The organism is Mycobacterium sp. (assembly GCF_050700595.1).
Classification (GTDB): domain Bacteria; phylum Actinomycetota; class Actinomycetes; order Mycobacteriales; family Mycobacteriaceae; genus Mycobacterium.
In genome coordinates this window covers 13,297-26,414 of sequence record NZ_JBOHHI010000119.1, presented here as the reverse complement: position 1 = coordinate 26,414, position 13,118 = coordinate 13,297, and the positions used below count along the sequence as shown (strand labels likewise).

The window sequence follows — 13,118 nt, the reverse complement described above, 5'->3', positions numbered from 1 at the left end:
TCAACGGGTGCAGGTTGCGATCATCGAGTTGTTGGCCGACACGACGAGCGGCTGACCCACGGCGTCGGTGATTGCGCAGTTGAGCCGGCCGGTCAGACTAGTCGCGGTAACGGATTTCAGCTGTACACCGGGGTCTAACACAACGGCTTTGGACCAGGGCAGCGACACATTCACGTCGGTGTGCGGCATGCCCTGCGCGTCCGTGTAGAGGACACTCACCAGGTCGAAGAGCTGCTTGGTCCCGGTCACCCGGTAGACGAAGGCGCGTGGGTTCACTGCGCTCGCCGGGGCCGGGGCGGCCTCCGGCGGCGGTGTCGCTTCGGGCGTCTCGGTAGGGGCGGCGGCCCGCGGCGGCGGCGTCAGGGTGGTGACCGTCTCGGGCGGCAGTGACGAGCGGGTCGGGGGCGTGGGCCGCGGTGTGGCGATCACGGTGCGGGTGGGCGGTGCCACCGTGGCCGACGTCGACGCGCTGTCTCCGCCGTTGACGATGACGACGCTTGCGATCACCGCCAGCACGAACACAATTCCGGCGATCACTGAGACCGGACGCCAGTGGTGATCGACCGGCCGGTAGAGCGCATGCGTATCGGACCCGTACAGTGCATCGCTGTCGGGATAGATGTCGTCGTCTGGATAGTCGTAAATGTCGCTATCCAAGTGATTAATTGTGCTCATGATGTTGGTGAGGCCGATGTTATCGGTGTGACTGGTGCTCGATTCGCGTGCGGTGCGGGCGTGTTGGTCACGATTTGGCGACGGTCGGTCGCGGGTTTGGCCGTGCGCGAATGGTTGGGGCGAACCGGGTTTCGCAACCCGTCAGGGCCGTCCACTAACCTGCTTGCAAGAGAACGCTCACCAGGAAACGGCAGGAAGGGGCGGGTGTGGAGGTCAAGATCGGTGTCACAGACAGCCCGCGCGAATTGGTCTTCACCAGCGCGCAGACGCCCAGCGAGGTCGAGGAATCAGTCACCGCGGCGCTGAGCAAGGGCTCCGACGTGCTGAGTCTGACTGACGAGAAGGGCCGTCGCTTCATGATCCAGGCCGCCAAGATCGCCTACGTCGAAATCGGTGTCGCCGACACACGCCGAGTCGGCTTCGGAATCGGGACGGGCTCGGCTACGAACGAGTAAGCGGCACGTGCGACAGCCCACCCCAGGCGAACTGCACCGTGCCATCCACGGCGTCTTCCTTGGAAATCGGGCGGTCGGTGTCAAGCCAGTACCTGGCGCAGTCGACGCTGACGCCCACCAGCCCTACTGCGATCATCCGGGCCCGGTGCGGGTCCAATCCGGAGTCGGCGCTGATCAGGTCGAACACCGCGTCGATGCACGCCTCGGTGGCCACCCGAACCTGCGCGGCGACCTGGGGCTCGGTCACGTTGTCGTTCTGGAAGATCAGCCGGTAGCCCTGGCCGTCGTGCTCGATGAAGTCGAAAAACGCCTGCACTGCGGAGCGTAACCGTTGGCGGTTGTCGGTGGTGGTGCGCAGCGCCTGGCGCACGCCCGACACCAGATTCTCGACGTGCCGATGCAGCACCGCCAGATAGAGCTCCAGCTTGCTGGAAAAATGTTGGTAGAGAACGGGTTTGCTTACCCCGGCCCGCTCAGCTATTTCGTCCATACCGGCTGCGTGGTAGCCGCGGTCGACAAAAATATCGCTGGCGGCGATGAGTAGCTGGCCGCGGCGCTCGTCACGGGGCAGCCGGTTGCCGCGTCGGGTGGCAACGGTGTCCCTCCGCCCACTGCTGTCGGTCGGCTTGACCCCCGCCCGCCCGGCCGCATTGGCGAGATCGCTCATCAACTCCTCAATCCGATTGGCTGGCCACCTTTTGTCTGCGATGCCCACGCGCTGCTCGTCGCACCGACATTACTACCCACGTTGCCCCAGTGACCGTCATTGACGCCGGCAACGCCGGTGGAGCGTCGTCTCCGGCACCAACTGGCGCGCCAAGAGTCCCAGCTAGCGGCGTCTGAAGCAGACAATATGCGATCCTGGGCGAGTGGCCTACGACCCGGAGCGACTCGGGGGTGGTCGGGTACCGGTCCTCCACGACGACTGGCGAGAACCGCTGCGCGCCCAGCGGGATCCACTCGCCCCGGGCTCCGGGCGTCTGCGGTCCACCCGGGACCGGCCGCGGCGCTGGCGCAAACAGACGTGGCTGGGCCGGTTCGTGTCCACCTACGGCTGGCGTGCCTACGCGCTGCCGGTCCTCGCGGCGGTCACCGGTGTGGTCGTGTATCAGACGGCGACCGGCGCTAGCGCACCGGCCCCCGCCTCGGACGAGCCGGCTCAGGGCCCGCCGTCGATAGGCGCGGTGGGCACGGCGATCATTGATGCGCCGCCGCACGGCCTGACCGAGTTCGACGCCAATCTGCCTACCGGAGTGTTGCCGGATGGCGGGCAGTTCACCGAAGCCGGCGATAAGACCTGGCGCATCCTTCCTGGTACGACGCCGCAGGTCGGTCAGGGGACCGCCAAGGTGTTCCGCTATACCGTCGAGGTGGAAAACGGGATCGACCCCACGGTGTTCGGCGGTGATGACGCGTTCGTGCGGATGGTTGACCAGACGGTGGCGAATCCGAAGGGCTGGACGCATAACCCGCAATTCGCGTTCGTCCGCGTCGACGCAACCGATCCGGGAAATCCCGACTTCCGGATCTCGCTGAGCTCCCCGATGACCGTGCGCGAGGGATGCGGCTACGAGTTTCCGCTGGAGACCTCCTGCTATAACCCGTCGTTCGGGCCAAACACTCAGCCGCGGGTATTCATCAACGAGGCGCGGTGGGTCCGGGGCGCCGTTCCCTTCGAGGGGGACGTCGGATCCTACCGGCAGTATGTGATCAACCACGAGGTCGGACATGCCATCGGCTATCTGCGCCATGAGCCGTGCGACAAGCAGGGTGGTCTGGCGCCGGTGATGATGCAGCAGACGTTTTCCACGTCTGACAACGACGCGGCGAAGTTCGACCCGGACTGGGTCAGGGCTGACGGTAAGACCTGCCGGTTCAACCCCTGGCCGTATCCGATCGCCTAAGACTGCGGGAAGTTTCCCCGGCTGTTTGCCGTTGATCTGGGCAACTACTGTGATTGGGGAGAGTCAACCTCCCCTAAGAAGCCAATCTGAGGAGATATTCGGTGTCGACGTCGTTGCCACCGCTGGTTGAGCCGGCCGCCGGGCTCACCCGGGACGAGGTTGCCCGCTACAGCCGCCATCTCATCATTCCCGACGTGGGGGTCGATGGGCAGAAACGGCTCAAAAACGCCCGAGTGCTGGTGATCGGCGCAGGCGGCCTCGGCGCGCCTGCATTGCTGTACCTGGCTGCGGCCGGGGTCGGCACGATCGGCATCGTGGACTTCGATGTCGTCGACGAGTCGAACCTGCAGCGCCAGATCATCCACGGCGTGTCCGATATCGGGCGGTCCAAGGCACAGTCGGCGCGCGATTCGATCGTCGAGGTCAACCCCCTGGTGCAGGTGCGGCTGCATGAGGAGAGGCTGGAACCCGGCAACGCCGTCGACCTGTTCGGCCAATACGACTTGATCCTCGACGGCACGGACAACTTCGCCACCCGCTACCTGGTCAACGATGCCGCGGTGCTGGCTCACAAGCCCTACGTCTGGGGTTCGATCTTCCGATTCGAGGGCCAGGTCTCGGTGTTCTGGGAGGATGCGCCAAACGGCCGCGGCCTCAACTACCGCGACCTCTACCCGGAGCCGCCGCCGGCCGGTATGGTGCCGTCCTGCGCCGAAGGCGGGGTGCTGGGCATTTTGTGCGCCTCGATCGCATCGGTGATGGGCACCGAGGCGATCAAACTGATCACCGGAATCGGCGAGTCGTTGCTGGGCCGGTTGATGATCTACGACGCGCTGGAGATGAGCTATCGCACCATCGCGATCCGCAAGGATCCGTCGACGCCGAAGATCACCGAGCTGATCGACTACGAGCTGTTCTGCGGTGTGGTGTCCGAAGAGGCTGCCGGCGCGGCGGCCGATTCCACGATCACCCCGCGGGAGTTGCGTGAGCTGCTGGACTCCGGTGAGAAGGTCGCCCTCATCGACGTGCGTGAGCCGGTTGAGTGGGACATCAATCACATCGATGGTGCGCAGTTGATTCCGCAGTCACTGATCAACTCCGGTGAGGGATTGGCCGAACTGCCGCAGGACCGGAAGCCGGTGCTGTACTGCAAAACCGGCGTCCGCTCGGCCGAGGTGCTGGCCGCAGTAAAGAAGGCCGGCTTCGCCGATGCGGTGCATTTGCAGGGGGGAATTGTGGCGTGGGCCAGACAAATGCAGCCCGACATGGTGATGTACTAACGCGTCTGCCCAGCTAACGGCGATTAGGCTGGTCGTGTGACTGTCGAGCCGCCGCCCGGGCATGTATTGACGGCGTTCGGTTTGAGCGGTGTGACGCCCGTGCCGTTGGAAGGCAGCTGGGAAGGCGGCTGGCGCTGCGGGGAAGTCGTGCTGTCGATGGTGGCCGATCATGCCCGCGCCGCTTGGTCCGCCCGGGTGCGCGAGACGCTTTTCATCGATGGGGTCCGGCTGGCCCGGCCGGTCCGCTCGACCGACGGTCGTTACGTCGTTTCCGGCTGGCGAGCAGACACTTTCGTTGCCGGCGCTCCAGAGCCCCGACATGACGAAGTCGTCTCGACGGCCGTGCGGTTGCATGAAGCCACCAGCAAACTAGAGCGGCCCCGCTTCCTTACTCAGGGCCCCGCAGCGCCGTGGGCCGATGTCGACGTTTTCATCGCCGCGGAGCGGGCCGCGTGGGAGGACCGGCCGCTGCAGTCGGTGCCGCCTGCGGTGCGGACCCCTCCGCCGCCGGCCGACGGGCAGCAGTCGATCGAGCTGATCAATCAACTTGCCGGTCTGCGGCGACGAACCAAGAGCCCCAACCAGCTGGTCCACGGTGACCTCTACGGCACGGTGCTTTTCGCGGGTACCGCGGCACCGGGAATCACTGACATCACCCCGTACTGGCGGCCGGCGTCTTGGGCCGCCGGCGTAGTCGTCGTCGACGCCTTGTCATGGGGCGAGGCCGACGAGGGGCTCATCGAGCGCTGGAGCGCACTGCCGGAGTGGCCACAAATGTTGTTGCGGGCGTTGATGTTCCGGCTGGCCGTCCATGCCATTCACCCGCGGTCTACCGCAGCGGCTTTCCCGGGGCTGGCCCGCACGGCCGCGCTGGTGCGGCTGGTGCTTTAGAAGGCACAGCGGACCTCGCGCAGCTTCACACGGCCGCCCACCGCCAGAACCCCTTCGGCGCGGAGCAATTCCAGCTGCCGGGTGGCCAGATGCGGTGCGGGCCGACCGGACGCGGTGATCACCCGGTGCCACGGTAGATCCGAGGAGTCGGTGCGCATGATCCACCCGACTATCCGCGGGCTGGAAAGCCCTGCGGCATCCGCGATGTCACCGTAGGTTGCCACCCGGCCGAGCGGAATACCGGCGACCAGCGCTCGCACCCGTTCGACCTGTTCGCCAGTCACCGGCGCCACGATCAGGCCATCCGCTTGCGGATCAGCGCGGCGACCTCGGTTGGTCTGGCCTGTGCCACCATGTGCTCGCAATCGAAATCCACCAGCTCGAAGTCGGATCCCAGCCGCTCGCGCAGGCCCACGATCAGCTCTTCACCGACATATGGCGGCGACGTCCACGCCGCCCGGACCAAAGTCGTTTTGATTCCCTTCGGCGGCAATATGATTGCGCGGGCCATCTCACTCCAGTAGGACATCATCGCCGGCAAGCTGATCCGCCAGCCGCACCGCCCGCCCGGCAGCGCGACGAGGTGCTCGTCCAGTTCGGCGTCGAGCACGGCGGGCTCGACATCCGCCCACGCGCCCGTCGCCTTCTCGGCGCGGGCCTGCGCGGGGTCCGGGTAGTCGGGTGAGGCCAACATCGCGTCGGCGATCTCGCGCATCCACCTACCGTCCAACCCGATCGCCGGGTCGAGCAGCACCAGTGCGGCCACCCGTTCGGGTTGCGCGGCGGCCAGGTGCAGTGCAACCGCGCCGCCGAACGAATGCCCGGCCACGACCACCGGGCCATCGGCTTGATCTCCGAGCAGGCCGGCCAGCGCGGCCACGTTGGCGTCGATGGTCCACGGCGCCGCCCACGACGACCTGCCGTGCCCGAGCAGATCGGGTGCCGCGACGCTGACCTCGGGAAGGTGGCCGTTAGCCAGTCGCTCCCAGCGCTGCCCATGGCCGGTCAACCCGTGGATCGCCAGCAACCGCACCGGGCCTCGCGGTCCGTAACGATGCACGTGCAGGTTGCTCACGCGTCGATCGTGTCAGACCCCCGTGGTGTTATGCCCCCATGGCATATCGGTGGGGCCCCGAGGTAAGTACGGTGCTGGATCCCGGGGGGCGCGGCCGGCTGCTAATAGTGGGCGGGCCGGGGACCGGTAAGAGCAGTCTGCTGGTTGACGCCGCGGCCGCTCGCATCGCGGCCGGTGTCGACCCGCAGTCGGTGATGTTGCTTACCGGGTCGGGCCGGATCGGGATCTGTGCGCGCACCGCGTTGACGACGCAGTTGTTGCGCTCGCAGGCGAGTGATGGGCGGTCCCCCGCAAGCGGGTGGGGTCCCCGCGGAGCTGGGGAGTGCCCCCAGTCGGTGATCCGCGAGCCGCTGGTGCGCACCGTGCACAGCTACGCGTTCGCGGTGCTGCGGCAGGCCGCGCAGCGCGCCGGCGGCCCGCCACCCCGGCTGGTCACCAGCGCCGAACAAGACGGGATCATCGCCGAACTGCTGGCCGGTGACATCGAAGACGGCCGCGCGGCGGCGACAACGTGGCCGGCGCAGCTGCGGCCCGCGATGGGCACCGCCGGCTTCGTCGGCGAACTGCGGGATCTGTTGGCCCGCTGCGCCGAACGCGGCGTGGACTCCCACGAACTGCAGCGGCTGGGCCGGGCATGCGGCCGCCCGGAATGGGTGGCGGTTGGCCAGTTCGCCCGCCAGTACGAGCAGGTGATGCTGTTGCGTGCGGCCGTCGGCACCGCGGCTCCGCAGGCGACGACGCCGGCGATAGGGGCCGCCGAACTGGTCGGGGCAGCCCTGGAGGCCCTTGCCACCGACCCGGAACTGTTGGCCGCCGAGCGTGCCCGGATTCGGGTGTTGCTGGTCGACGACGCCCAACAACTCGACCCGCAGGCCGCCCGCCTGGTACGGGTGCTGGCCGCCGGCGCCGATCTGACCCTGGTTGCCGGGGATCCCGGCCAGGCGGTGTTCGGCTTCCGCGGCGCCGAGCCGGCGGCACTGCTGGGCGACGATTCGCCGTCGGTGACGCTGACCGCATCGCACCGCTGCGCTCCGGCAATAGCGCGCGCGGTGTCCGGCATCGCGAGCCGGCTTGCCGGCGGTACCCAGATCACCGGCGATGCAGTCGAGGACGGATCGGTGACGGTACGTCTGGCGGCCTCCGCGCATGCGGAGGCCGCATTGATCGCCGATGCATTGCGGCGCGCGCACCTGATCGACGGGCTGCCCTGGTCGCAGATGGCGGTCATCGTCAGGTCGGTGCCACGCGTCGCCGCCGGGTTCAGGCACGCCCTGGCGCGCGCCGGTGTACCGGTGGCGGTGCCGGGCCCCGGGGGGTCGCTGGCCGAGCAGCCCGCGGCGCAGGCGCTGCTGACCGTGCTGGCCGCCACGGCCGACGGCCTGGACGGCGAGCGGGCATTGGCGCTGCTGACCGGGCCGATCGGCCGGGTCGACCCGGTTTCGCTGCGTCAGTTGCGCCGAACGCTGCGCCATCGCGCCGGCGCCGACGACCCGCCGCGCGAGCTCACCGACCGTCTGGTGGGCGCCCTGTCCGGCGGGGGATTGTCCGGGCTTCCCGCCACGCAGGCCCGTCCGTTGCGACGGGTCCGGGCGGTGTTGGGCGCCGCTACCCGGTGCCACCGGCAGGGCCAAGATCCGCGCTACCCGCTGTGGGCGGCGTGGCAGCGTTCGGGTCTGCAACGCCGCTGGCTGACGGCGTGTGAGCGGGGTGGCGCGGCCGGTGCCCAGGCCGGTCGCGACCTCGATGCGGTGACGGCGCTGTTCGACGTCACCGACCACTACGTGTCCCATACGGCCGGGGCGTCGCTGCGCGGGCTTATCGAACACGTCGGCGCGCTGCAACTGTCCGTCGTCGGACCCGAACCGGCGGTGTCGGCCCAGCAGGTGCGCGTGCTCAGCCCGCACGCCGCGCTCGGGGAGGAGTGGGACCTGGTCGTCATCGCCGGCCTGCAGGAGGGGCTGTGGCCCAACACCATTCCCCGAGGCGGAGTGCTGGGCACCCAGCGGCTGCTCGATGTGCTCGACGGGATCACCGATAACGCTTCGCTGCGGGCGCCGCTGCTCGCCGAGGAGCGACGGTTGCTGGTAGCGGCGATGGGCCGGGCTCGCCGGCAATTGTTGGTGACCGCTGTTGACGGGGAAGCCGGCGAGGACAGTGTCAGAGGCGAGACCGTGCTGCCGTCGCTCTTCTTTTCCGAGATCGCTCAATGGGTCACCCACGCGGAGCCCGACCTACGGCCGGTCGTTGCGCCGCGGTTGTTGTCGGCGCCCGCGGTGGTGGGCCGGCTGCGCTCGGTGGTGTGTGCGTCGCCGGGCACAGTGAGCGATGCGTTGCGTGCCCGCGCGGCAACACAACTGGCCCGGCTGGCCCGGGCCGGGGTACCCGGCGCCGATCCGGCCGGGTGGTACGGCATGACGCCGGTCAGCACCGTGGAGCCGTTGCGAAGCGGTGCCGATCAGGTGGTCACCTTGACGCCGTCCAGCCTGCAGGTGCTGACCGACTGCCCGCTGCGCTGGTTGGCTGAGCGCCACGGCGGAACCGACCCGCGGGATCTGCGCGCCACCATCGGTTCGGTGCTGCACGCGCTGATCGCGGAGCTGGCGGGCAGCGGGTCGGCGCTGGTGGCCGCGCTGGACCGGGCGTGGGAGCGGCTGCCGTTCGAGTCTCGCTGGTTTGCGGCCAACGAGTTGGCCCGCCACCGCGGCATGCTGCAGCGGTTCCTTGAGTGGCGGGCCCGGACGCGCAGCGAGCTGACCGAGGTCGGCGTCGAGGTTGAGGTCGACGGGGTTCTCGAGGGGCCGCGCGTTCGGCTGCGCGGTCGCGTGGACCGCCTCGAGCGCGACGGCGCGGGTCGATTGGTGATCGTCGACGTCAAGACCGGGAAGACGCCGGTAAGCAAGGACGACGCGCAACGGCATGCCCAGTTGGCGACCTACCAACTGGCGGTCGCCGAAGGTCTATTGCCGCACGGCGACGAGCCCGGCGGTGCCCGGCTGGTGTATTTGGGCCGGGCCGGATCCGGCGGCGCCACCGAACGTGAGCAAGACCCGTTGACGCCGGCCGCGCGCGACGAGTGGCGCGACCTCGTGCGGCAGGCGGCCGCCGCGACCGCCGGGCCGCAGTTCGTCGCCCGGGTCAACGACGGCTGCACGCACTGCCCGGTACGGCCGGCCTGCCCGGCCCACACCGAGGGATCGCGATGACCCCGCGCTACAGCCCTGCCGAATTAGCTTGCACTCTTGGGCTTTTCGAACCGACCGCGGAACAGGCCGCGGTGATCGCCGCGCCGCCGGGGCCCCTGGTGGTGATCGCGGGTGCCGGTGCCGGGAAAACCGAGACGATGGCCGCGCGGGTGGTGTGGCTGGTCGCCAACGGCTACGCCGAACCCGGCCAGGTGCTGGGGTTGACGTTCACCCGCAAGGCCGCCGGGCAGCTGCTGCGCCGGGTCCGCTCCCGGCTGGCCCGGCTGGCCGGCGCCGGCCTGGTCCCCGGCATCGATGAGCTCGCCGGGGCTCCGGTGGTGGGCACGTATCACGCGTTCGCCGGCCGGCTGCTGCGCGATCACGGTCTGCGCTTGGCCGTCGAGCCGGACACCCGGCTGCTGTCCGAGACCGAGCGGTGGCAGCTGGCCTTCGACGTGGTCAACGGATACGGCGGCGCGCTGCACACCGACAAAAACCCGGCCGCGGTCACCGCGATGGTGCTGCGGCTATCGGGACAGCTCGCCGAGCACCTCGTCGACACCGCACAGCTGCGCGACACCCATGTCGAGCTGGAACGGCTGGTACACACCCTGCCGGCCGGCCGCTATCAGCGCGATCGCGGGCCCAGCCAGTGGCTGCTGCGGCTGCTGGCCACCCAGACCGAGCGGGCCGAACTGGTGCCGCTGATCGACGCCCTGCATGAGCGGATGCGGGCCGAGAAGGTGATGGACTTCGGCATGCAGATGGCTTCGACGGCCCGGCTGGCGACGGAATTTCCGGAGGTCGGCGCGCAGCTGCGGAGCGCCTTTCGGGTGGTGTTGCTCGACGAATACCAGGACACCGGACACGCCCAGCGGATCGTGTTGTCGTCGCTGTTCGGCGGCGGTGTCGACGACCGGTTGGCGTTGACCGCCGTCGGCGACCCGATTCAGTCGATCTACGGTTGGCGGGGCGCGTCGGCCACCAACCTGCCACGGTTCACCACCGATTTCCCGCGGGCCGACGGCAGCCCCGCACCGGTGCTGGAGCTGCGCACCAGCTGGCGTAATCCGCCGCGGGCCCTGCGGATCGCCAACGCGGTGTCGGCCGACGCGCGACGACGGTCGGTGGCGGTGCGAGCGCTGCGGTCGCGCCCGGACGCTTCGCCGGGCACGGTGCGCTGCGCGCTGCTGGCCGACGTGCGGGCCGAACGGGAATGGATCGCCGGCCACCTGCAGCAGCAGTATCGACGGGCCCGCGCCGACGGTGTCGCGCCGCCCACCGCCGCGGTGCTGGTGCGGCGCAATGCCGACGCCGCACCGATGGCCGAGGCGTTGCGCGCGCGCGACATCCCGGTGGAGGTGGTCGGGCTGGCCGGGCTGCTGTCGATCCCGGAGGTCGCCGACGTGGTGGCGATGCTGCGGCTGGTCGCCGACCCGACCGGCGGCGCGGCCGCGATGCGGGTGCTCACCGGCCCGCGCTGGCGGCTGGGCGGTCGCGACATCGCCGCGCTGTGGCGGCGCGCGGTTGCCCTCGACCGCGGGCCGCATCGCTCTGAACTCGACCTCGATGCCGAGACCGCGGGCCTGGCCGACGCCATGGACGATCCGGGTCCGGCGAGTGAATATTCGAAGGCCGGCTATCGGCGCATAGTCGCGCTCGGCGAGGAGCTGACCGCGCTGCGCGGCCACCTCGGCCATCCGCTGCCCGATCTGGTTGCCGAGGTGCGCTGGATACTGGGCATCGACTGCGAGGTGCTTGCGGCGCAAGCGCTCTCGTCGGGCGCGACGGGCACCGAGCACCTCGACACCTTCGCCGACGTGGTCAGCGGCTACGCCGATCGAGCCGCCGCCGCACCGCATCTGTCGCCGCCGTCGGTCGCCGGTCTGCTGGCCTACCTGGATGCAGCGGCTGTCGTCGAGAGCGGGTTGCCGCCCGCGCAGATCGCCGTCGCTTCGGACCGGGTCCAGGTGCTCACCGTGCACGCCGCCAAGGGATTGGAGTGGCAGGTGGTGGCCGTGCCGCACCTGTCGGCCGGGGTATTCCCGTCGACAGCATCGGCGCGTACCTGGCTGACCGACGCCGCCGACCTGCCGCCACTGCTGCGTGGTGACCGCGCGTCGGCGGGCGCGCACGGTGTGCCGGAGTTGGACATCTCGGACGTCACTGATCGAAAGCAACTGTCGGACAAGATCTCTGCGCACCGCCACCAGCTCGAGCAGCGACGCCTCGATGAGGAGCGACGGTTGCTGTACGTGGCCATCACCCGCGCCGAGGACACTCTGCTGCTGTCCGGTTACCACTGGGGCGCCACCGGCATCAAGCCGCGTGGTCCGTCGGATTTCCTATCCGAGCTCAAGGACATCATCGACCGGTCAACAGACGTCGGCGACGCCAGCGGCGTCATCGAACACTGGGCGCCGGCACCAGCAGACGGGGAACGAAACCCGTTGCATGACAGTGTTATCGAGGCGGTCTGGCCCGTGGACCCGCTGGGCACGCGGCGCGCCGACGTGGAGCGGGGGGCAGAGCTGGTCACCGCGGCGATGTCGGCACCGAAGCCGACTACACCGGCCGAAGACGATTGGGCTGCCGATGTGGACGCCCTGCTGGCCGAACGCGCCCGCGGTGCGCTGCCGCCGACACCCACGCTGCCCAGCCTGCTTTCGGTAAGCGGCCTGGTCGAGGTGGCGCGCGACCCGGCCGGTGCGGTCGCGCGGTTGACACGCCGGCTGCCGACGGGTCCCGAGCCACACGCCGCACTGGGCAACGCCTTTCACGACTGGGTCCAGCGGTTCTACGGCGCCGAGCGGTTGTTCGACCTTGCGGATCTGCCCGGCGCGGCAGACGCCGACGCCGTGCAGGTCGACGCCGAGCAGCTTGCTGCGCTGCAGGCGGCGTTCCTGGCGTCACCATGGGCCACCCGCGCGCCGGTCGCCGTCGAGGTGCCTTTCGAGATGGTTATCGGGGACACCGTGCTGCGAGGGCGGATCGACGCGATATTCGCCGAGCCGGACGGTGGCGCCACGGTGGTGGACTGGAAGACCGGCGAGCCGCCGCACGGCCCGGAAGCAGCCCGTCAGGCTGCCATCCAGCTCGGCGTGTACCGGCTGGCCTGGGCCGCGCTGTCCGGCTGCCCGGAATCGTTGGTGCGCACCGCATTCCACTATGTGTGTAGCGGCGTCACAGTCGTTCCGGATGTGCTTCCGGAGCCCGACGACCTGGCCGCCCTGCTCGCTGGTTAGGTGTTGCGCCTGACCTTGAGCGCGGCGGCGACCATCGGGATCTGCAACGGCAACCGGGCGATCGCGACCAGGCGCATCGGCCAGGGTTTGTTCCACCACAGCCGCACCATGTTGATGTTCCCCGGGAAGACCGCGACGAACAGCGCGGCGGCAACCAGCGCACCGAAGCGACGGGTTCGTGGCACCAGCAGCAGCGTGCCTGTTGCGATCTCCGCGGCGCCCGATACATAGGTGTAGGTGCGCGGATTTCCGGGCAGTTCGGCGGGCACGATCGTGTCGAATGGCTTAGGCGCCAGAAAATGGGTAATGCCCGTTCCGATGAGCATCAGTGTCAGCCAGTATGCGGGGACCTGGCTGCCGTCACGGTGAGCTATAGGTGCGGTGGCAGTCATGGTTACATTGTGTCGTGTG

General features: G+C 69.2%; 11 protein-coding genes. 6 read left to right on the top strand and 5 right to left on the bottom strand.

Features of this window, described 5'->3' with window-relative positions; translation table 11 throughout:
• Positions 1 to 657, bottom strand: a complete 657-nt coding sequence (locus tag ACRDTL_RS11690) for an MmpS family transport accessory protein (protein WP_431506871.1) — start codon at positions 655 to 657, stop codon at positions 1 to 3.
• 224 nt (positions 658 to 881) lie between these two features.
• Between ACRDTL_RS11690 and ACRDTL_RS11685 the strand changes: the two genes are divergently transcribed.
• Positions 882 to 1,130: a DUF3107 domain-containing protein gene (locus ACRDTL_RS11685; protein ID WP_431506870.1), complete on the top strand. Its 249-nt coding sequence runs from the start codon at positions 882 to 884 to the stop codon at positions 1,128 to 1,130.
• On the opposite strand, the gene ACRDTL_RS11680 is transcribed toward ACRDTL_RS11685, so the two are convergent.
• Entirely contained in the window at positions 1,117 to 1,797 is a 681-nt protein-coding gene (locus ACRDTL_RS11680) for a TetR/AcrR family transcriptional regulator (RefSeq protein WP_431506869.1), read from the bottom strand. The two genes, ACRDTL_RS11685 and ACRDTL_RS11680, sit on opposite strands and share 14 nt — an antisense overlap.
• Before the next feature lie 202 nt (positions 1,798 to 1,999).
• Between ACRDTL_RS11680 and ACRDTL_RS11675 the strand changes: the two genes are divergently transcribed.
• The 3 genes from ACRDTL_RS11675 to ACRDTL_RS11665 all read left to right on the top strand — a co-directional run bounded on the left by ACRDTL_RS11675 (position 2,000) and on the right by ACRDTL_RS11665 (position 5,205).
• Entirely contained in the window at positions 2,000 to 3,034 is a 1,035-nt protein-coding gene (locus tag ACRDTL_RS11675) for a DUF3152 domain-containing protein (RefSeq protein WP_431506868.1), read from the top strand.
• A 101-nt stretch (positions 3,035 to 3,135) separates the two neighbouring features.
• Entirely contained in the window at positions 3,136 to 4,314 is a 1,179-nt protein-coding gene (gene moeZ, locus ACRDTL_RS11670) for an adenylyltransferase/sulfurtransferase MoeZ (RefSeq protein ID WP_431506867.1), read from the top strand.
• Between the two features lie 36 nt (positions 4,315 to 4,350).
• Complete coding sequence (locus ACRDTL_RS11665) at positions 4,351 to 5,205, top strand: TIGR02569 family protein (protein ID WP_431506866.1); 855 nt, start codon at positions 4,351 to 4,353, stop codon at positions 5,203 to 5,205.
• Here ACRDTL_RS11665 and ACRDTL_RS11660 read toward each other — a convergent pair.
• Both ACRDTL_RS11660 and ACRDTL_RS11655 read right to left on the bottom strand, forming a co-directional pair.
• Positions 5,202 to 5,498, bottom strand: a complete 297-nt coding sequence (locus tag ACRDTL_RS11660) for an MGMT family protein (RefSeq protein ID WP_431506865.1) — start codon at positions 5,496 to 5,498, stop codon at positions 5,202 to 5,204. The two genes, ACRDTL_RS11665 and ACRDTL_RS11660, sit on opposite strands and share 4 nt — an antisense overlap.
• Positions 5,499 to 5,500: 2 nt before the next feature.
• Entirely contained in the window at positions 5,501 to 6,280 is a 780-nt protein-coding gene (locus ACRDTL_RS11655; protein WP_431506864.1) for an alpha/beta hydrolase, read from the bottom strand.
• A 38-nt stretch (positions 6,281 to 6,318) separates the two neighbouring features.
• Between ACRDTL_RS11655 and ACRDTL_RS11650 the strand changes: the two genes are divergently transcribed.
• Together ACRDTL_RS11650 and ACRDTL_RS11645 are read left to right on the top strand one after the other, a co-directional pair.
• Positions 6,319 to 9,483, top strand: a complete 3,165-nt coding sequence (locus ACRDTL_RS11650) for an ATP-dependent helicase (protein WP_431506863.1) — start codon at positions 6,319 to 6,321, stop codon at positions 9,481 to 9,483.
• Positions 9,480 to 12,707, top strand: coding sequence for an ATP-dependent helicase (locus ACRDTL_RS11645; protein ID WP_431506862.1), 3,228 nt, complete (start codon positions 9,480 to 9,482; stop codon positions 12,705 to 12,707). Before ACRDTL_RS11650 ends, ACRDTL_RS11645 begins: the two co-directional genes overlap by 4 nt.
• Here ACRDTL_RS11645 and ACRDTL_RS11640 read toward each other — a convergent pair.
• Complete coding sequence (locus ACRDTL_RS11640) at positions 12,704 to 13,099, bottom strand: DoxX family protein (protein ID WP_431506861.1); 396 nt, start codon at positions 13,097 to 13,099, stop codon at positions 12,704 to 12,706. The two genes, ACRDTL_RS11645 and ACRDTL_RS11640, sit on opposite strands and share 4 nt — an antisense overlap.
• Positions 13,100 to 13,118 lie beyond the last annotated feature (19 nt).